Below are 18,519 nucleotides of genomic sequence, written 5' to 3' on the forward strand. Positions count from 1 at the left end.
GACTCCGGCAAAATGCCATCATCCCATTCCCTTGCCAAGCGCCGGCTGGCCGCTACAGGAAGACTTCATCCAGCAATGCGTCCATGGCGGCGAAGGCCCGCCGTGCCACCTTCGGGTTGTACTGCGCGACGCCGGGGCGATCCGCTTCGGGGTCGGTGAAGGAATGCACCGCCCCGCCGTAGCTGAGCAACTGCCAGTCAACCCCGGCGGCGCTCATTTCCTCGGCGAAGGCCGGCAGTTGCGTGCGCGGCACCAGCGGGTCGGAGGCGCCGTCCAGCACCAGCACGGCACCCTTGATGTGGCGGGCATCGGTGGGGTCGGAGGTGTCCAGCGCGCCATGGAAGGAGACGAAGGCCTTGAGCTCGGCCCCGGCACGGCCCAACTCCAGCGCGCAGGTGCCGCCGAAGCAGAAGCCGAAGGCCGCCAGGCGCTGGGGATCGATGGCCACCGCGTGTTGTGCAAGCAGGGCCTGCAACGCGGCCTGCATGCGGCGGCGCAGCAAGGCGCGATCCTCCTTTAGCGGCTGCATGGCAGCAGCCGCCGCCTCGGCATCCTTCGGCCGCACCTCGGCGCCATAGAGATCCGCCACCAGCACCACACGCCGCTCCTCGGCCACCTGGCGCGCCGTCTCCACGGCGGTCTCGGTGATGCCGAACCAGTTGGGCGCCATCACCAACCCGGGGCGCGGGTCCTGCACGCTGGGGTCGTAGACCAACTGGCCTTCGAAGGCCTGCCCGTCGAGTTCATAACGGATGGCATGGGCGCGGATCTGGGTCATGGATCACCTCTCTCGGGACGGATGGGTCGGGCAGCCACTCGGCGGGGCCTCATCGGCCGGCAGTGGAGCTTAGCGCTACCGCGCACCAAGCGCATGCGACCGTTTGGACAGGCTCCGCCGGCCATTCGTGCAGGGTTTCGCGTTTCGCTGTATGGGATCACGGTGCCCCGTTGCAGCGGCGCCATCATATCGGCATCATCTCGCCGCCGTTTTCCCGGCACCAAGAACACTCAACCATTTCCCTCACAAGGAGCGTGACATGAAGGGGCCTTTCGCCGCTGTCCTTCTCGCCCTGTCGATGCTGACCGGGTGCGCTACCGTGCCCCAGGGCACGGACTTCCCCACTCCCGACAAGACCGCCACCACCAGCCAGCAGAGCGTCGCCCTGGCCAGCGTGGAGGTCACCGACAAGACCTTTGTCAACTGGAATGCCGGAAAGACCCAGTCCACCGGCATGACCCTCAGCCTGGGCAACTACCTCAAGGCGAGCAATCGGTTCAGCAACGTGCGCATGCCCGGCCAGGCCATCACGGCCGATGACCAGGTGCTCTCGTTCAGCTTCGACACCTACAACGTCCACCGTCGGCCCTATGGCGGCTACTTCCCCTTCGCCATCGTGACCCTGACCGGCTACATCTGGTTCGGCGGCACGACCCACATCGACGAGTCCAACGTCAGCGGCCGCCTCCAGGTCAGCGATGCACAGGGCAAGCTGCTCTACAGCTACCAGACCCGCCAGCACGCCGAACACAGCGTCTCGCTCTACTCGATGGGCACCGTCAACGGCAGCCCGGAGCGCCGCAGCGCGCTCGACGACCTGCTCAACCAGTATCAATCCGACCTTGGGAAACACACGAAATGACCCGTCTCCTGCGAATCTCCGCCCTCTTCCTGGGCCTGGCCCTGCTCACCGGTTGCGCGGGCTTCCGCTCCGGCGAAACCGCTGACCTGGGCGCCTGGCCGGCGGCCAAGGAACAGAAGCCTTCGATGCGTTATGTCGTGGAAGGCCAGATCAGGATGAACGATGAGCAAAGCGCCGTTCCACCGGCTGCCGTCAAAGCGTGGTCAGACATCGTCGGCAAGGCCTACAAGGAATCGAACCTGTTCTCCTCGGTCAATGAAGGCTTCGGCGATGCGGACATCACGGCGGAAGTGAAGGTGACCAGTGACGGCCACGGGAGCATGGCACTGGCTTTCATCAGTGGCTTCACATTCGCCGTCATCCCGGCAACTGCAGAAGAGCATGTGATCACTGAAACCATCTACCGTGATCGCAGCGGGCAGGAACTGGCCAGGCTGTCCAAGCAGGATGGCGTCCGCACCTGGTTCCAGATTCTCCTGCTTCCGGGTGCTTTCATTGCCAACCCCTTTACCCAGCTGAATCAGGTTCACTACGACAACAACAAGGCCACCATCCTGGAGGCCAGCAAGCAAGGCATCTTCTGATCGCCAATGCCCCATGAAAAAGCCCGCTGACGCGGGCTTTTTCATGGCAGCGGTTACGACCGTTCGACTCAGGCGGAGAGTTCCACCAGCAGCTTGTTCAGGCGGCGCACGTAGGCGGCCGGGTCCTTCAGGCTGTCGCCGGCGGCCAGGGCGGCCTGGTCGAAGAGGATGTGGGACAGCTCGCCGAAGCGCTCTTCATCCTGCTCGTTGTCGAGCTTCTCGATCAGCGGGTGGCTGGGGTTGAACTCGAAGATGGGCTTGGAGTCCGGCACCTTCTGCCCGCTGGCTTCGAGGATCTGGCGCATCTGCAGGCCCAGGTCCTGTTCGCCGATGGCGAGGATCGCCGGGGAATCGGTCAGGCGGTGAGAGACACGCACCTCGGCCACCTGCTCACCCAGTGCGCCCTTCAGGCGCTCCACCAGCCCTTCCTTGGCCTTGGCGACTTCTTCCTGGGCCTTCTTGTCCTCTTCCGAGTCCAGCTTGCCGAGGTCCAGGTCGCCACGGGCGACGTCGACGAACTGCTTGCCGTCGAACTCGGTGAGGTAGCTCATCAGCCACTCGTCGATGCGGTCGGTGAGCAGCAGCACTTCGATGCCTTTCTTGCGGAAGACTTCCAGGTGCGGGCTGTTCTTCACCTGGGCGTAGGACTCGCCGGTGAGGTAGTAGACCTTGTCCTGGCCGTCCTTCAGGCGGCCGATGTAGTCGGCCAGGCCGACGCTCTGCTCGCCGCTCTCGTCGTGGGTGGAGGCGAAGCGCAGCAGGCCGGCGATCTTCTCCTTGTTGGCGAAGTCTTCCGCCGGGCCTTCCTTGAGGACCTGGCCGAAGTTCTTCCAGAAGCCCTTGTATTGCTCGGGTTCGTTCTTGGCCAGTTTCTCCAGCATGTCCAGCACGCGCTTGGTCAGTGCCGACTTCATGGAGTCGATCACCGGGCCGTTCTGGAGGATCTCGCGGGAGACGTTCAGGGACAGGTCGTTGGAGTCCACCACGCCCTTGATGAAGCGCAGGTACAGCGGCAGGAACTGCTCGGCCTGGTCCATGATGAACACGCGCTGGACGTAGAGTTTGAGGCCCTTCGGCGCTTCGCGGTGGTACAGGTCGAACGGTGCGCGGCCCGGTACGTAGAGCAGCGAGGTGTATTCCAGCTTGCCTTCGACCTTGTTGTGGCTCCAGGACAGCGGGTTCTCGAAGTCATGAGCGATGTGCTTGTAGAACTCCTGGTACTCCTCGTCCTTCACCTCGGTGCGCGGACGGGTCCACAGGGCGCTGGCGCGGTTGACGGTCTCCCACTCGGGCTCGGCCGGCTTGTCCTTCTCTTCGCCGTGGTGCTCCTTCGGCAGTTCGATGGGCAGGGCGATGTGGTCGGAGTACTTCTTGATGACGTTGCGCAGGCGCCAGCCATCGGCGAACTCTTCCTCACCGGCTTTCAGGTGCAGGACGATGCGGGTGCCGCGCTCGGCCTTCTCGACGTTGGCGATGTCGAACTCGCCCTCGCCGCGGGAGGACCAGTGCACACCCTCGGCGGCGGAGAGGCCGGCGCGGCGGGTGAACACGTCCACCTTGTCGGCGACGATGAAGGCGGAATAGAAGCCCACGCCGAACTGACCGATCAGGTGCGAATCCTTCTTCTGGTCGCCGGAGAGGTTCTTCAGGAAGTCGGCGGTGCCGGACTTGGCGATGGTGCCGAGGTGGGCGATGACTTCATCGCGGCTCATGCCGATGCCGTTGTCTTCGAGGGTGACGGTCTTGGCGTCCTTGTCGAAGCTCACGCGGATCTTCAGCTCGGCACCGCCTTCGAGCAGCTCGGGCTTGGCCAGGGCTTCGAAACGCAGCTTGTCGGCGGCGTCGGAGGCGTTGGAAATCAGCTCGCGGAGGAAGATTTCCTTGTTCGAATAGAGGGAATGGATCATCAGGTGAAGCAGCTGCTTCACCTCGGTCTGGAAGCCCAGGGTTTCTTTTTGAGTTTCCACACTCATGGTCATCTAGCTCCAAGGACGGTTGAAGCCGCAGGGGCGGCGGATGTCAGCCGAGATGGGGCCATGCTGTGGAATTTCAAGGGCTTTTTTCACACGACGCTACGAGCGGCGTCGCCAGGGTGCGCGGGAGCGCACGCCTGGCGGGGTGGAAGCGGGTTCAGGGCTCCAGCAATTCGATCCGGGCGATTTCTTCGGGGCGCAGCACGAAGCTGGCGGAACCGGCACCGGAGACGTTGCGCTGGATGACCACCTGGCCATCGGGGTTGATCCCGGTGAAGCGCCCTTCCACTTGGCTGCCTCGGGCGGTCTGCACCCGTACCGTGAGGTTCTGGTAGCGGTTGGGGTTGGTCAGCAGGCGTTCCAGGGAAAAGCGCTGGCGGCGGTCCACCGGGCGGCTGGGGCGCGCCTCTTCGGGCTCGGCCTCGGCGGTGGCGGGCTTGGCCTCCACGGCGGGCAACGGCGGGAAGGCATCACCACGAATGGTCCAGCCACGCAGGTCGCTCTTGAGGAACTGCAGCGGCAGGCGCTGGGCCACGCCGTCGATGCGGGCCTCCACGTCCAGGTCCAGGTCGCGGGCCGGCAGGCTCACCGGGGGCAGATGGGTGACCTGCACCTCGCGGGTGGCGAAACGACGTTGCAGGTAGTCACGGGCGACGTAGGCCAGGGTGTCCTGGGAGTCGTGGCGCAGATCGACCTGGCCGTTGACGTAGCGCAGGCGGTCGGTGAACAGCTCCAGATCGCCGCTCAAGGTGGTGCGCAGTTGCGGCGGCAGCACCAGGTGGAAGCCGCCGGCCAGCGTATTGGGGCCGGTGCGCTTGAGGTCCAGGTGCAGGGTGTAGCCCTTGCTCAGGCGGCGGGCCTCCGGCAGCTCCTGCTCGGGGAGCAACCAGCTTATTTCCACTTCGGGCTTGCTGCCCGGATCGTCCGGGAGAATGTCCAGGCGCACGTCGCCCTCGGGCTGGCTGGGCAGGCGGATGCTCACCTCGCGGCGGGCGAAGAAGTCCTGCCCTTCGCGCAGGCTCAGCACACCGTCGATCAGCTCGGCCTGCTGGGGCATGAAAGGCTGGCCGTTGAGTTCGCCTCGCAGGTGGATGACCAGTTCGCCAGGGGCCTGCTTCTCCGGCTTGGCCCAGTCGAGGCTGAGCAGCGCGTGCAGGCGCTCGGGGTCGCGGTAGGCGAGCATGGTCAGGCCCACCACCAGCGGGATGATGCCCAGCGCAAGGAGCATCACGGCCTTGCGCGCAGTGCGCCAGTGCGCCGCGATGTAGGCCAGGGTGATCGGCGGCAGCAGCAGGCTGCCGAAGCCCCACAGCAGGCTGGTACCGAAAGCCAGCATGACCAGCCAGACCAGGCTGAAGAGGATCGACAGCAGGCCGCCGAGGATCAGGAGTGCATCCATCCAGGATTCCTTGTTGCATGGACCGGGCACATCGCGCCCGGCCACGGGTCAGGGTTCGTCGACCTTGAAGTGGGCTCGAGCAGTGGCAATGGGCTCGGTCTGAGTGGTTTGCCAGGCGGTGATGGCGACGTTGGCGACACGCCGCCCCTGTCGCCAGACCTGGCAGTGGGCGTAGGTGTCACGATAGTGCCCGGCGCGCAGGTAATCTATCGAGAAGTCGATGATTTTGGGCAAATGTGGCGTGCCCATGAAGGTCAGCAGGTGCAGCATCGCCGCGTGTTCCATGAACCCCGCGATCACCCCGCCATGGATCGCCGGCAAGGTCGGGTTGCCAATGCTGTCCTTGCTGGCGGGCAGGCGAAAGACCATGTCGTCGCCCAGCCGCAGGCACTCGATACCCAGCAGACGCGCATAGGGGATGGCGCTCACCAGGGCGTCGTAATCGTTCTTCTCGTGGGCTTCGCGCACCAGGGCGCTCAGGTCCAGGCTCATGCCGCACCTCCAGCTTTGCCGGTCTTCCCGCCAATGGCCTTGCCCATGCGCATGAAGGCGCCGACCACGTGGGCGATAGGCTGCTCGGGGTCGTCCTGGTAGGCATAGCCACGGGTGAAGATCACGTTCGGTGTGACGCGGTAGCACTCGGCGAACCCGTAGACGTCCTTGTTCGGCTCGGCCGGGTGCATGTAGTCGATGCGCAGGTCCAGGGTCGGGCAGATCTCGAAGGACGGCAGCACGCATACGGTGGAAATGCCGCAGGTGGTGTCCATCAGGGTGGTGATGGCGCCGCCATGGATCACGCCGGTCTCCGGGTTGCCGATGATCTGCTCGCTGTACGGCAGGCAGAGGGTCAGGCCCTTGTGGTCGGCGCTGTGCACGCGCATCCCGAGGACCTGACAGTGACGCAGCACAGCGAGGAATCGCTGGGCGTTATCGAAGATCGGGTTTTCGCTCATCCGGTACTTCCCATGGCGTTGGCGGTAAGGCGCGCATGATACCGCCGTCGGTCAACCGCCGGGCAGCCCCGGCTGGCGGCCTCATGCCCTAGCGTCCGCCTTGTCCAGGAGGACCACCGTGCGCAAACACTTCGCCCTGCCCCTCTGTCTCGCCCTCGCGCTGGCGCTCAGTGCCTGCGAACCCACCATCGAAGACCGCCTCGCCGCTGCCGAGGAGTCCGCCTCCCAGGCGCTGGACTCATTGCTCGCGGCCAGCCAGCCGTCCCAGGACGAACCGGCATGCCCGGCCACCCGGGACGCCTACGCCGGGCGGCCGTCCGCCGCCCGTGGTGGGTGAGGTTGCGCATACTGGCTTGAAGGGCCAGGCGCTGCTCGGCTGGCAGCGCTCGGCAGAAATGCGCCCCGGCCTGACCGGGGCCATGGGGATCAGAGTGCCGGGCTGAGCATCAGCACCAGGGAGCACAGCAGGCTGACGAACCAGGCCAGGCTGCGCGGGGTCGACAGGTCGCGCCAGTAGCAGAACAGGAACACCAGCCGCGCCGCGATGAAGGTCAGCGCCAGGCCATCCACCAGCCAGCCACGGGTATCGGTGGTGTGGGCCATCAGCACCCCGGCGACGAACAGTGGGAACATCTCGATGCTGTTGAGGTGCGCCGCCAGAGCCCGCGCCCCGAAACCGGTGAGGCGCGCCTGCTGAGCCCGGGGGTTGTGATTGTCGTAACCACTGCCCTCCTCCTTCATCGCCTTGCCCACGGGAATCCGTGCGATGTAGATCAGCAACGCGGCGAAGAACACACACCAGAACGGCAGACTCATTCCTCTTTCTCCTTGGGCGGCTCGGGTGCCCGGGTCGGGGTGTAGACCATCACGTCCAGAACAGCGGAATGGAACTCGCGGCGGTACAGCACCAGCACCACGCCCGCTGTCACGATCATGAAGAACCAGGGGTTGATGAACCAGGCCAGCATGGCCAGGCCGAAGTAGTAGCTGCGCAGGCCCAGGTTGAACTGGTTGGCCGCCAGGGAGATGACCCGTGCGGCGCGCACGGCGAAGTCCTTGCGCTCCTGATCACCCACGTTGCGCTCGCCGATCAGCGGGGCCGAACCCACCAGCACGGCGGCGAAGTTGTACTGGCGCATGCACCAACTGAAGGTGAAGAAGGAGTAGACGAACACCACTGCGATGGACAGCAGCTTCACCTCGGAGATGCCGCGGGTGGCCGACTGCACGAACGGCAGGTCGGCGAGGACCGACACCGCGCGCTCGGTAGAGCCCAGCACGGTGAGCACGCCGGCGAGGATGATCAGGGTGCTGGAAGCGAAGAAGGAAGCATTGCGCTCCAGGTTGGCGATCACGCTGGCATCGGCGATGCGGTTGTCGCGCATCAGCAGCCGACGCATCCAGTCCTCGCGGTAGAGGTGCATGACCGAGGCGAGGCAGGGGGTGTCGCGCCCCTTCCAGATGGCGTAGCGGGTGTAGCCGACCCAACAGATGATGAACCAGATGATTGCGATGACGTTGTGCAGAGCGTGGCTCGACATGGAGGCTCCTATGCAGAATGCCGCGCATTATAGCGGCCGACAGTCGCCCAGGTGCGTGCGGACAGCACGTTGCGCAGGCCTGCCGAACCACCGTCCCCACCCTTGCGTCCGACCGGAGCCGGAAGACTCATGGAGAGTTCGAGAAGCGGATAGAACCGATTAGGACGGGTTCGCCGTCCCATACCGGGACTGCAATCGACCACAGCGGCTGATGAATTCGATCCCGACCCGGCCAGCCTGAGCGAATCTCACCTCAGGAATCCGACACCCCCTTTCTGAAGCCCCGCCTCATCCCTGGATCTGCGACTGATTCACCTGGCTGACAGGAGTGCATCGGCCAACGCCTGCTCGCGGTTGCCGGCCAGTGGCGCCCTCCACAACGGATTGGTACTTCTTTTCACAAAGCCATGGAGGAACACGCGGTGGATGAAAATAAGTTTCAAGAGCGCCCCCTCGATCCCAACGGCAAAGGCCTGGGCCCGAGCCCTGCCAACAGCCGCATTGGCGATGTCCCGATGCTGGGCTGGGAGCTTCTCGCTGACGATGTCAGCTTGCCCGTAGCCGTCCTGCGCCAGGATCGTATCGAACACAACCTGGCCTGGATGAGCCGGTTCATCCAGGCCTATGGCGTGCAACTGGCCCCCCATGGCAAGACCACCATGAGCCCGGCGCTGTTCCACCGGCAACTGGAACACGGCGCCTGGGGTATCACCCTGGCCACCGCGCCCCAGGTCCAGGCCGCACGCAACCACGGTGTGCGCCGCGTGCTGATGGCCAACCAGCTGGTGGGCAAGGCCAACATGACGATCATCTCGCGCCTGCTTCGCGACCCGGGCTTCAGCTTCTGTTGCCTGGTGGAATCCGCGGCCAACGTCGAGGCACTGGGGCGCCATTTCAGCGAGGCCGGCCAGCGCCTGCGGGTGCTGCTGGAGTTCGGTACGCAGGGAGGGCGCACCGGCGTTCGGGATGCAGCCCAGGAAGCCGAGGTGCTGGCCGCCATCGCACGCTGGCCCCAGACGATCAGCCTGGTGGGCTGCGAGGTCTACGAAGGCGTGCTGCAGGAGGAGCATCAGGTCCGCCAGTTGCTCGGCCATGTGCTGGAGCGCACCCGCCGACTGGCCAGCGAGGGCCGCTTCGGCGAACCCGAGGTGATTCTCTCCGGTGCCGGCTCCGCCTGGTTCGACGTGGTAGCGGAGACCTTCAGCGGCCAGGACATCGGCAGGCCGCTGCAGGTGGTGCTGCGCCCGGGCTGCTACCTGACGCACGACGCCGGCATCTACCGCGAGGCGGCCCGGCGCATCCACGCCAGCAATGCCGTGGCCCGGGAGATGGGCAGCAGCCTGCTCCCGGCATTGCAGCTCTGGGCCCATGTGCAGGCCCTGCCCGAACCGGGCCTGGCGATCGTGGGCCTGGGCAAGCGCGACGCCGCGTTCGATGCCGGCATGCCGCTGCCGGCGCTGCACCACCGCCCCGGCGAAGGAAACCAGCCGACAGCCGCGCCAGCGGCCTGGACACTCACACGGATGATGGACCAGCACGCCTTCATGGAAACGCCTCCCGACGCCGACCTGCGCGTGGGGGACATGCTGGCTTTCGACATTTCCCACCCCTGCCTGACCTTCGACAAGTGGCGCCAGCTTCTGCTGGTGGATGACGGCTACCGCGTCCGGGGCGCGGTGGAAACCTTCTTCTAGCCCCCATCCCACGAACGAGCCGCCCCGCCCCTGCGCGCGGGACGGTCGGCCTTTGCCTCGACCAAGGAGGACACGATGCCCGCCACCGCCGGCAGTCACCTGCTGCTCCACGCTCTCATCGCCATCATCGCCCTGGTGCTGCTGATCGCGCGCTACCGCCTCAACCCCTTCATCGTCATCACCCTGGTTTCCATGGGGCTCGCCCTCTCCGCCGGGATGCCGCCCCACGAGATCATGACCGCCTACGAGGCCGGCGTCGGCCGCACGCTCGGCCACATTGCGCTGGTGGTCGCCCTGGGCACCATGCTCGGCAAGATGATGGCCGAGTCCGGCGGTGCGGAACGCATTGCACAGACCCTGATCGCCTGCTTCGGCGAGCGCAATGCGCATTGGGCCATGGCGGCCATCGCCTTCCTGTGCGGCCTGCCGCTGTTCTTCGAAGTGGGCTTCGTGCTGCTGGTGCCCATCGCCTTCACGGTGGCCCGCCAGGTCGGCGTGTCGATCCTGATGACCGGCCTGCCCATGGTGGCCGGGCTGTCGGTGGTCCACGGGCTGGTCCCCCCCCACCCCGCTGCCATGCTGGCGGTGGGTGAATACTCGGCCCAGGTCGGGCGGACGGTCTTCTACGCCATCCTGGTGGGCGTACCCACTACGGCAATCGCCGGCCCGCTCTTCACCCGGCTGGTGGCACCGCACATCCACCTGCCCGCCCACAACCCCATCGGCGAACAACTGCTCCGCGCCGAGGGCTCATCCGCTTCGCTGCCAGGCTTCGGCATCACCCTCGGCACCATCCTGCTGCCGGTGGCGCTGATGCTGCTCGGAGGCTGGGCCGATGCGCTGAGCCCCCGGGGCAGCGGGCTCAACCAGGTTCTCTCGTTCGTCGGCAACTCGGTGGTCGCCCTGCTGATCGCCACCCTCTTCAGCTTCTGGAGCCTGGGGCTGGCGCGAGGTTTCAACCGCGACGCGATCCTCAAGTTCAGCACCGACTGCCTGGCGCCCACGGCCGCCATCACCCTGCTGGTGGGGGCCGGTGGCGGCCTCAATCGCATCCTCATGGAGACCGGCATCACCACCGAGATCGTCGCCCTGTCCTCGCACTTCGAGCTGTCGCCCCTGCTGCTGGGGTGGCTGGTCGCCGCGCTCATGCGCATCGCCACCGGCTCGGCCACCGTGGCCATGACCACCGCCGCCGGCATCGTCGCCCCCATCGCCCTGGCCAGCGGCTACCCCCATCCGGAGCTGCTGGTACTGAGCACGGGTGCGGGCTCGCTGATCCTCTCCCACGTCAACGATGGCGGCTTCTGGCTGATCAAGGAGTACTTCAACCTGTCCGTGCTCCAGACCCTGCAGACCTGGACGGTGCTGGAAACACTGATCTCCCTGATCGCCCTGGCGCTCACCGGCGGCCTGGCGCTGGTGCTCTGATGGACATCCTGTACCTCATCCGCAGCCGCCGGGAAAAGCTCAGCGGCAACGCCGCCCGCATCGCTGAGGCAGTGCTGGACGACGTCGCCTTCGCCGCAGCGGCCAGCATCGACCAATTGGCCAACAAGGCCGGCGTGAGCAAGGCCGCCATGTCGCGCTTCGCCCGGCTGATGGATTGCGACGACCTGCGGGAACTGCGCCTCAAGCTGGCCCGGGCCTCGCGGGTCGGCCAGCGCTTCCTGGCGGGAGCGGCAACGCCGGTCTCGCCCTTCCACGGCCAGATGCTGGCGGACATCGAAACCAGCCTGCGCCGCCACCTCGACGGGCTCGACAGGGCACGCCTGGAGGCCGCCGTCGACCTGCTGGCCGGCGCGCGGCGCATCCATGCCTTCGGCATGGGTGGCTGCTCCACGGTGTTCTCCATGGAGGTGCAATACCGGCTGGTACGGCTGGGCTATCCGGTCTCCGCCTATCACGACCCGGTGATGATGCGCATGGTCGCCTCGACCTGCGCGGAGGGCGACGTGCTCATTGTCCTCTCCCTCACCGGCGCGCTCCCGGACATGCCGGACATCCTGCGCCTGGCGCGTGGCTATGGCGCCCGGATTCTCGCCATCACCCGCGAAGACGGGCCGCTGGCCCCACTGGCGGACGTGGTGCTCGGGCTGCACCTCGACGAAACCGACTTCATCCACAAACCGACGGCAGCCCGCTACGGGATGCTGCTGGTCATCGACCTGCTCGCCACGGAACTCGCCTTGCGCAACGTCGACGCCAGCCAGGAACTGCTGCGCCGGGCGAAGCTGGCACTGGACGAATACCGCCAGGACGGCGACCGACTACCACTGGGGGACTGAGGCATGACGCACTACGACACGCTGATCCGAAACGCACGGGTCATGGATGGCAGCGGCACGGAGGAATTCGTCGCCGATGTCGGGCTCAGCCAGGGACGCATCGCCCACATCGGCGAGACCGCCGGCGGCAGCACGGCCAACCGGGTGTTCGACGCCGAAGGGCTGATCCTGGCCCCGGGCTTCATCGACGCGCATACCCACGACGACATGGAAGTGATCAAGCGCCCCGCGATGCTGCCCAAGCTGGGCCAGGGCGTGACCACCGTGATCGTCGGCAACTGCGGCATCAGCGCCGCCCCCGTCAGGCTGTCCGGCGACCTGCCGGACCCGATGAACCTGCTGGGACCGGCCGAAGCGTTCCGCTATGGGCGCTTCGCCGACTACCGAGATGCGGTGGAGCAGGCGGCACCGTCCGTCAACGTCGCCGCCCTGGTGGGGCATACCGCCCTGCGCAACAACCACTTGGACCGCCTCGATCGCAGCGCCACCCAGTCCGAAATCCGGGCCATGCGAGCGGAGCTGGCGGCCTGCCTGACCGATGGTGCCATCGGCCTGAGCAGCGGGCTGGCCTATGCATCGGCCCGCGCTGCGGACATCGAAGAGGTGCGCCAACTGGCCGAGGAACTGGCCCTTCACGGCGGCCTGTACGCGACGCACCTGCGCGATGAGTTCGACGGCATTCTCGACGCGCTCGACGAAGCCTTCGCCATAGGCCGCCACGCCGACAGCCCGGTGGTGGTGTCCCACCTCAAGTGCGCAGGGGCCGGCAACTGGGGGCGCAGCGCCGAGGTGCTCGCCCACCTGGAAGACGCCAGCACGCGCCAACCCCTGGGCTGGGACTGCTACCCCTATACCGCCAGCGCCTCGACCCTCGACCTCGGCCAGGTCACTGATGCCTACGACATCCTGATCACCTGGTCGGAGCCCCATCCCCACATGGCGTGCCGCACCCTCGCCGATATCGCCGCCACCTGGGACCTGCCCCTGCTGGAGACGGCACGACACCTGCAACCCGCCGGCGCGGTGTACCACTGCATGAACGAGACGGACGTGCAACGCATCCTCGCGCACCCGCTGACCATGATCGGCTCGGACGGCCTGCCGGAAGACCCGCACCCGCACCCCCGTCTCTGGGGCACCTTCGCCCGGGTGCTTGGCCACTACGCCCAGGACATCGGCCTGTTCAGCCTCGAAGAAGCCGTGCGCAAGATGACCTCGCTTCCCGCCGGTCGCTTCGGGCTGGCGCAACGTGGCCTGATCCGCACTGGCCATTGGGCCGACCTGGTGCTCTTCGATCCACTGAGCATTTCAGACGTCGCCAGCTTCGCGGACCCGCTGCGCCCTGCAGCCGGCATTCATGCCGTATGGGTGAACGGCACCCTGGCCTACCGCCCAGGCGAAGCCTGCCCGAACAGGGCTGGTCGCTTCCTCACCCGCAACCCACTCGAACGGACCTGAAGGAGTTCCCCATGACCGAGTTGAAACGCTATGCCCGGGCCACCGGCAGTGCCACCCAGCCCATGCCATTCGCCCGCGCCGTGGAGGCCGACGGCTGGCTCCATGTATCGGGCCAGACGCCGCTGCTGGACGGTGTGCTGGTGGACGGCGGCATCGTCCCCCAGGCGCGCCAGTGCCTGCGCAACCTGGTGGCGATACTCGAAGAGGCCGGCTACGGGCCCGAGCACGTGGTGCGCTGCGGTGTCTGGCTGGACGACCCCCGGGACTTCACCGCCTTCAACGCCGTGTTCCTGGAGTTCTTTGGCGAACACCCGCCAGCGCGGGCCTGCGTGGTCTCCAGCATGGTGATCGACTGCCGCGTCGAGGTGGACTGCATCGCCTATCGCGCACCCGAGCGGGGGTGATCGCATGCGCATCGCCTGCCTTGGGGAGTGCATGGTGGAACTCGCCGGAACCCCGCTCAGGCGCGGCTTCGGCGGCGACACCCTGAACACCGCCCTCTACCTTGCCCGCCTGCTGGCCGGGACAACGCACCAGGTCGAATACCTCAGCGCCCTCGGTGACGACCCCCTCAGCGAGCAGATGCTCCACGCCTGGAAAGACGAAGGCATCGACACCCGCCGGGTGGCCAGGCTCCCAGGCCAACGCCCGGGGCTGTACCTGGTGGAAGTCGATGCGCTGGGCGAGCGCCGCTTCCACTACTGGCGCGGGGAAAGCGCCGCGCGCCGCTGGTTTTCCGGCGAGATCGCGCTGGAGGAGCGGCTCGCCCGGCCGCCCCTCGACATGCTCTACCTGTCCGGCATCAGCCTCGCGCTGTTTCCGCCGTCGCGGCGCGAGGCGCTGCTGGCGGCGCTGGCCGACTTCAGGACCAAGGGCGGCCGGATCGGCTTCGACAGCAACTACCGGGCGGGCCTCTGGAGCGTCGAAGAAGCACGGCCCGTGCACCAGCGGATGCTGTCCCTGACGGACATCGCCCTGCTGACGCTGGATGACGAATGCCGACTGCACGGTCCCCATGAGGCACAGGCTGCAGCGGATCGGGCGCTCCAACTGGGGTGTGCGGAAGTGGTGATCAAGCGCGGTGCCGCTGCCTGCCTGGTCGCAACCGCCGATCAGTGCATCGAGGTGCCCGCTCTCCCCGTCTCGCGCGTGGTGGACAGTTGCGCAGCCGGCGATGCCTTTGCTGCGGGCTACCTGGCCGGACGCATCCAGCGGCGACCGCCCACCGTATCCGCCGAAGACGGGCACCGCCTTGCGGCTGCCGTGATCGGCCATCCCGGCGCGATCATCCCCCGCAGCGCCATGCCGACAGCCTCCGCCTGATCCCCAGGAACGACAAAGCCGGCGCAAGACCGGCTTTGTCGTGACGCCATCAGAGGATCAGAACCCCTCCCCCCTGGCCGCCTTCTCCAGCAGCAGCGCCGGCGGCTCGAAACGCTCGCCGTACTGCTCGGCCAGGTAGCGGGCACGGGCGACGAAGTCGTCCAGGCCGTACTGGTTGATGAACTGCAACGCCCCACCGGTCCAGGCGGCGAAGCCGATGCCGAAGATCGAGCCGATGTTGGCGTCGGCGGTGGACAGCAGCACGCCCTCCTCCACGCAACGCACGGTCTCGATGGCCTGGATGAACAGGATGCGGTCGCGCACGTCCTCCTGCGGGATATGCCGGTCGGCCTTCTCGAAGCGCGCCTTCAGTTCCGGCCACAGGTGCTTCTTGCCGCCTGCCGGGTACTCGTAGAAGCCGCCGCCGGCCGCTTTGCCGGGGCGCTTGAACTCGTTGACCATCAGGTCGATCACGGCGAAGGCCGGGTGCTGCGGCATCGCTTTGCCTTCGGCCTTGAGGTCGGCGGCGGTCTGGTTGCGGATGTGAGTCATCAGGCTCATGGAGACCTCGTCGGAGATCGCCAGCGGGCCCACCGGCATGCCGGCCTTGCGGGTCTCGTTCTCGATCATCGCCGCCGACACGCCCTCGCCGAGCATGGCGATGCCTTCGTTGGTGAAGGTGCCGAACACCCGCGAGGTGAAGAAGCCACGGCTGTCGTTGACCACGATGGGGGTCTTCCTGATCTGCAGCACGTAGTCGAAGCCACGGGCCAGGGTCTCGTCCGAGGTCTTCTCGCCGCGGATGATCTCCACCAGCGGCATCTTGTCGACCGGGCTGAAGAAGTGCAGGCCGATGAACTTCTCCGGCTTGGCCACGGCAGTGGCCAGCCCGGTGATGGGCAGCGTGGAGGTGTTGGAGGCGATCACCGCATCCGGCAGGGCAGCCGCCTCGGCGGCAGCGGTGACCTTGGCCTTCAGCTCGCGGTTCTCGAACACGGCCTCGATGATCAGGTCGCAGCCGTCGAAGTCGGCGTCATCCACGGTCGGCTTGATGCGAGCGAGGAAGGCGTCGCGCTTCTCCGCGCTCATGTGGCCACGGGCGACCTTCTTGTCCAGCAGGCCGGCGGAGTACGCCTTGCCCTTCTCGGCGGCTTCGATGGAGACGTCCTTGAGCACCACCTCGATGCCGGCGGCGGCGGAGACGTAGGCGATGCCCGCGCCCATCATGCCGGCGCCGAGCACGCCGACCTTTTTGGTTTCATAGCGGGCCGGGCCCTTGGGCCGGGAGCTGCCGGCGTTGATCTCGTTCAGCTGGAACCAGAAGGTGCCGATCATGTTCTTCGCCACCTGGCCGGTGGTCAGCTCGGTGAAGTAGCGCGCCTCGATCAGTTGGGCGGTGTCGAAGTCCACCTGGGCGCCTTCGACGGCGGCGCACATGATCTTCTCCGGCGCCGGGAAGCAGCCCTTGGTCTTGTCCCGCAGCACGCTCGGGGCGATGGCCAGCATCTGCGCCACGGCCGGGGTCGACGGGGTGCCGCCGGGGATCTTGTAGCCCTTCACGTCCCAGGGCTGCACGGCAGTGGGGTTGGCGGCGATGAAGGCGCGGGCCTTGGCCAGCAGCTCGTCACGGTCCTTGGCGATGTCGTGGATCAGGCCGGCCTTGAGGGCCTGGTCCGGGCGTACCTTCTTGCCTTCGGCGAGGTAAGGCAGCGCCTTCTCGATGCCCAGCAGGCGCACCATGCGCACCACGCCGCCGCCACCAGGCAACAGGCCCAGGGTGACTTCCGGCAGGCCGAGCTGAACATGGCTCTCGTCGATGGCGATGCGGTGGTGGCAGGCCAGGCAGATTTCCCAGCCGCCGCCCAGGGCCGCGCCGTTGATGGCGGCGACCACGGGCTTGCCGAGGCTTTCCAGGCGGCGCAACTGGCCCTTGATCTTGAGGATCATCTGGTAGAAGCCGTTGGCATCGGCCTGGGTGACCTTGATCAGCTCATTGAGGTCGCCGCCGGCGAAGAAGGTCTTCTTGGCGGAGGTGACGATGACCCCGGCGATGGAGTCCTTCTCGGCTTCCAGGCGGTCCACGGTGGCGCCCATGGCCTCGCGGTACACCGCGTTCATGGTGTTGGCGCTCTGGCCGGGCATGTCGATGGTCAGGACGACGATGTTGTCCGGGCCTTTTTCGTAACGGATGGCGTCAGTCATTTTTTCAATCCCAATGTTCGGGGAGCGCATCAGGGACGTCGCGAGCGAAGGTCAGGCAAGGCGGAAATCGGAAGGGAGGCGGAGTTTACGCCTGTAAATGAGCATTCCCTGAGGATTTCCAACGCAGCCTGGCCGAGCGCAGCAGCCCCTGATAGCTCGTTCAGATGCGCTCGATGATTGTCGCGATACCCATGCCGCCGCCGACACACAAGGTGGCGAGGCCGTAACGCAGATTGCGCTTCTCCAGCTCGTCGAGCAGGGTGCCGAGGATGGCGCAGCCGGTGGCCCCCAGGGGGTGGCCCATGGCGATGGAGCCGCCGTTGACGTTGACCTTCTCCTCCGGCACGCCCATGTCCTTCATGAACTTCATCACCACCGAGGCGAAGGCTTCGTTGACCTCGAACAGGTCGATGTCGCCCACCGACAGCCCGGCCTTGGCCAGGGCCTTGCGGGTGGCCGGCGCCGGGCCGGTGAGCATGATGGTCGGGTCGGTGCTGGTCACCGCCGTGGCGACGATGCGTGCGCGGGGCTTGAGGCCCAGCTCCTTGCCCTTGGCGGCGGAGCCGATGAGCATCGCGGCGGCACCATCGACGATGCCGGAGCTGTTGCCCGGGGTGTGAACGTGGTGGATGCGCTCGACGTGGCTGTACTTGCGCAGCGCGGTGGCGTCGAAACCCATCTGGCCCATCATCTCGAAGCTCGGTTTGAGGGCGCCGAGGCCTTCGAGGGTGGATTCGCCGCGGATGAACTCGTCGTGGTCCAGCAGTACGATGCCGTTCTGGTCGGTGACCGGCACCAGGGATTTGTTGAACGAGCCGTCGGCGCTGGCGCGGGCGGCCTTCTGCTGGGAGCGCAGGGCGAAGGCGTCCACGTCCTGGCGGCTGAAGCCTTCCAGGGTGGCGATCAGGTCGGCACCGATGCCCTGGGGCACGAAGCTGGTGTGCAGGTTGGTTTCCGGGTCCATGGCCCAGGCGCCGCCGTCGGAACCCATGGGCACACGGGACATGGACTCCACGCCACCGGCCACCACCAGGTCCTCGAAGCCGGAGCGCACTTTCATCGCGGCGAGGTTCACGGCCTCCAGGCCCGACGCGCAGAAGCGGTTGATCTGCTGGCCCGAGACGGTCTCGTCCCAGTCGGCCACCAGCGCGGCGGTCTTGGCGATGTCGGCGCCCTGGTCACCCACCGGGGTCACGCAGCCGAGGACGATGTCGTCCACCTGGCTGGTGTCCAGCGTGTTGCGCACCTCCAGGGCCTTGAGCAGCCCGGCGATCAGGTTGACCGGCTTGACGCTGTGCAGCGCCCCGTCCTTCTTGCCTTTGCCGCGGGGCGTGCGCACCGCGTCGTAGATAAATGCTTCGGTCATGGCGTTCTCTCTTGTCGTTAGGCAGATGGGCCGGCCCGGGGTCGACCGCGGTGGGTCTACCTTAACGGCGACGCCCGCCGGCTCAATGACCGAACTGCTCA

General features: G+C 66.7%; 19 protein-coding genes. 9 read left to right on the plus strand and 10 right to left on the minus strand.

Features of this window, described 5'->3' with window-relative positions; all coding sequences use genetic code 11:
* Positions 1-52: 52 nt before the first annotated feature.
* Positions 53-778, minus strand: a complete 726-nt coding sequence (locus A9G05_RS12115; RefSeq protein WP_069561222.1) for a dienelactone hydrolase family protein — start codon at positions 776-778, stop codon at positions 53-55.
* A gap of 259 nt (positions 779-1,037) precedes the next feature.
* On the opposite strand from A9G05_RS12115, the gene A9G05_RS12120 reads away from it, so the two are divergent.
* Together A9G05_RS12120 and A9G05_RS12125 are read left to right on the plus strand one after the other, a co-directional pair.
* Positions 1,038-1,640, plus strand: coding sequence for a hypothetical protein (locus A9G05_RS12120; protein ID WP_069561223.1), 603 nt, complete (start codon positions 1,038-1,040; stop codon positions 1,638-1,640).
* Positions 1,637-2,224 carry a hypothetical protein gene (locus A9G05_RS12125; protein WP_069561224.1) on the plus strand — a complete coding sequence of 196 codons (588 nt, stop codon included), beginning with the start codon at positions 1,637-1,639 and terminating at the stop codon, positions 2,222-2,224. Before A9G05_RS12120 ends, A9G05_RS12125 begins: the two co-directional genes overlap by 4 nt.
* Before the next feature lie 68 nt (positions 2,225-2,292).
* Here A9G05_RS12125 and htpG read toward each other — a convergent pair whose 3' ends face one another.
* From htpG to A9G05_RS12145, 4 genes are all read right to left on the minus strand, one after another.
* Positions 2,293-4,197, minus strand: coding sequence for a molecular chaperone HtpG (gene htpG / locus A9G05_RS12130; protein ID WP_069561285.1), 1,905 nt, complete (start codon positions 4,195-4,197; stop codon positions 2,293-2,295).
* Positions 4,198-4,354: 157 nt separating this feature from the next.
* Positions 4,355-5,596, minus strand: a complete 1,242-nt coding sequence (locus A9G05_RS12135) for an MFS transporter (protein ID WP_069561225.1) — start codon at positions 5,594-5,596, stop codon at positions 4,355-4,357.
* A gap of 48 nt (positions 5,597-5,644) precedes the next feature.
* Positions 5,645-6,088: a PaaI family thioesterase gene (locus A9G05_RS12140; protein ID WP_069561226.1), complete on the minus strand. Its 444-nt coding sequence runs from the start codon at positions 6,086-6,088 to the stop codon at positions 5,645-5,647.
* Positions 6,085-6,549, minus strand: coding sequence for a PaaI family thioesterase (locus tag A9G05_RS12145; RefSeq protein ID WP_069561227.1), 465 nt, complete (start codon positions 6,547-6,549; stop codon positions 6,085-6,087). The genes A9G05_RS12140 and A9G05_RS12145 overlap by 4 nt, the downstream gene beginning before the upstream one ends.
* 118 nt (positions 6,550-6,667) lie before the next feature.
* Between A9G05_RS12145 and A9G05_RS12150 the strand changes: the two genes are divergently transcribed.
* Complete coding sequence (locus A9G05_RS12150; protein ID WP_069561228.1) at positions 6,668-6,886, plus strand: hypothetical protein; 219 nt, start codon at positions 6,668-6,670, stop codon at positions 6,884-6,886.
* Positions 6,887-6,975: 89 nt separating this feature from the next.
* On the opposite strand, the gene A9G05_RS12155 is transcribed toward A9G05_RS12150, so the two are convergent.
* The 3 genes from A9G05_RS12155 to A9G05_RS28105 all read right to left on the minus strand — a co-directional run bounded on the left by A9G05_RS12155 (position 6,976) and on the right by A9G05_RS28105 (position 8,680).
* Entirely contained in the window at positions 6,976-7,365 is a 390-nt protein-coding gene (locus A9G05_RS12155) for an MAPEG family protein (protein ID WP_069561229.1), read from the minus strand.
* Complete coding sequence (locus tag A9G05_RS12160) at positions 7,362-8,090, minus strand: DUF599 domain-containing protein (protein ID WP_069561230.1); 729 nt, start codon at positions 8,088-8,090, stop codon at positions 7,362-7,364. The genes A9G05_RS12155 and A9G05_RS12160 overlap by 4 nt, the downstream gene beginning before the upstream one ends.
* Positions 8,091-8,401: 311 nt before the next feature.
* Positions 8,402-8,680: a hypothetical protein gene (locus A9G05_RS28105; RefSeq protein WP_240919494.1), complete on the minus strand. Its 279-nt coding sequence runs from the start codon at positions 8,678-8,680 to the stop codon at positions 8,402-8,404.
* 12 nt (positions 8,681-8,692) lie between these two features.
* Here A9G05_RS28105 and A9G05_RS12165 point away from each other — a divergent pair, with 12 nt between their 5' ends.
* The 6 genes from A9G05_RS12165 (at position 8,693) to A9G05_RS12190 (ending at position 14,850) form a co-directional block, all read left to right on the plus strand.
* The gene (locus tag A9G05_RS12165; protein ID WP_256548378.1) at positions 8,693-9,784 is read left to right on the plus strand and encodes an amino acid deaminase; all 1,092 of its coding nucleotides are present in this window, start codon (positions 8,693-8,695) and stop codon (positions 9,782-9,784) included.
* Between the two features lie 75 nt (positions 9,785-9,859).
* A complete protein-coding gene (locus A9G05_RS12170) occupies positions 9,860-11,212 on the plus strand; it encodes a gluconate:H+ symporter (protein ID WP_069561232.1) in 1,353 nt (450 codons plus the stop codon).
* The gene (locus tag A9G05_RS12175) at positions 11,212-12,069 is read left to right on the plus strand and encodes a MurR/RpiR family transcriptional regulator (protein ID WP_069561233.1); all 858 of its coding nucleotides are present in this window, start codon (positions 11,212-11,214) and stop codon (positions 12,067-12,069) included. The genes A9G05_RS12170 and A9G05_RS12175 overlap by 1 nt, the downstream gene beginning before the upstream one ends.
* A 3-nt stretch (positions 12,070-12,072) precedes the next feature.
* On the plus strand, positions 12,073-13,527 hold the full coding sequence (locus A9G05_RS12180; RefSeq protein ID WP_069561234.1) for an amidohydrolase family protein: 1,455 nt from the start codon (positions 12,073-12,075) through the stop codon (positions 13,525-13,527).
* 11 nt (positions 13,528-13,538) lie between these two features.
* Complete coding sequence (locus tag A9G05_RS12185) at positions 13,539-13,931, plus strand: RidA family protein (protein WP_139131141.1); 393 nt, start codon at positions 13,539-13,541, stop codon at positions 13,929-13,931.
* Positions 13,932-13,935: 4 nt separating this feature from the next.
* Entirely contained in the window at positions 13,936-14,850 is a 915-nt protein-coding gene (locus A9G05_RS12190) for a sugar kinase (RefSeq protein ID WP_069561235.1), read from the plus strand.
* A gap of 57 nt (positions 14,851-14,907) precedes the next feature.
* Here the strand turns inward: A9G05_RS12190 and A9G05_RS12195 are convergent, their stop codons facing one another.
* Together A9G05_RS12195 and A9G05_RS12200 are read right to left on the minus strand one after the other, a co-directional pair.
* A complete protein-coding gene (locus A9G05_RS12195) occupies positions 14,908-17,052 on the minus strand; it encodes a 3-hydroxyacyl-CoA dehydrogenase NAD-binding domain-containing protein (protein WP_069561236.1) in 2,145 nt (714 codons plus the stop codon).
* 160 nt (positions 17,053-17,212) lie between these two features.
* Entirely contained in the window at positions 17,213-18,418 is a 1,206-nt protein-coding gene (locus A9G05_RS12200) for an acetyl-CoA C-acetyltransferase (RefSeq protein WP_069561237.1), read from the minus strand.
* Positions 18,419-18,519: the final 101 nt, after the last annotated feature.

The organism is Pseudomonas sp. ENNP23 (genome assembly GCF_001728945.1).
GTDB classification, from domain to species: domain Bacteria; phylum Pseudomonadota; class Gammaproteobacteria; order Pseudomonadales; family Pseudomonadaceae; genus Metapseudomonas; species Metapseudomonas otitidis.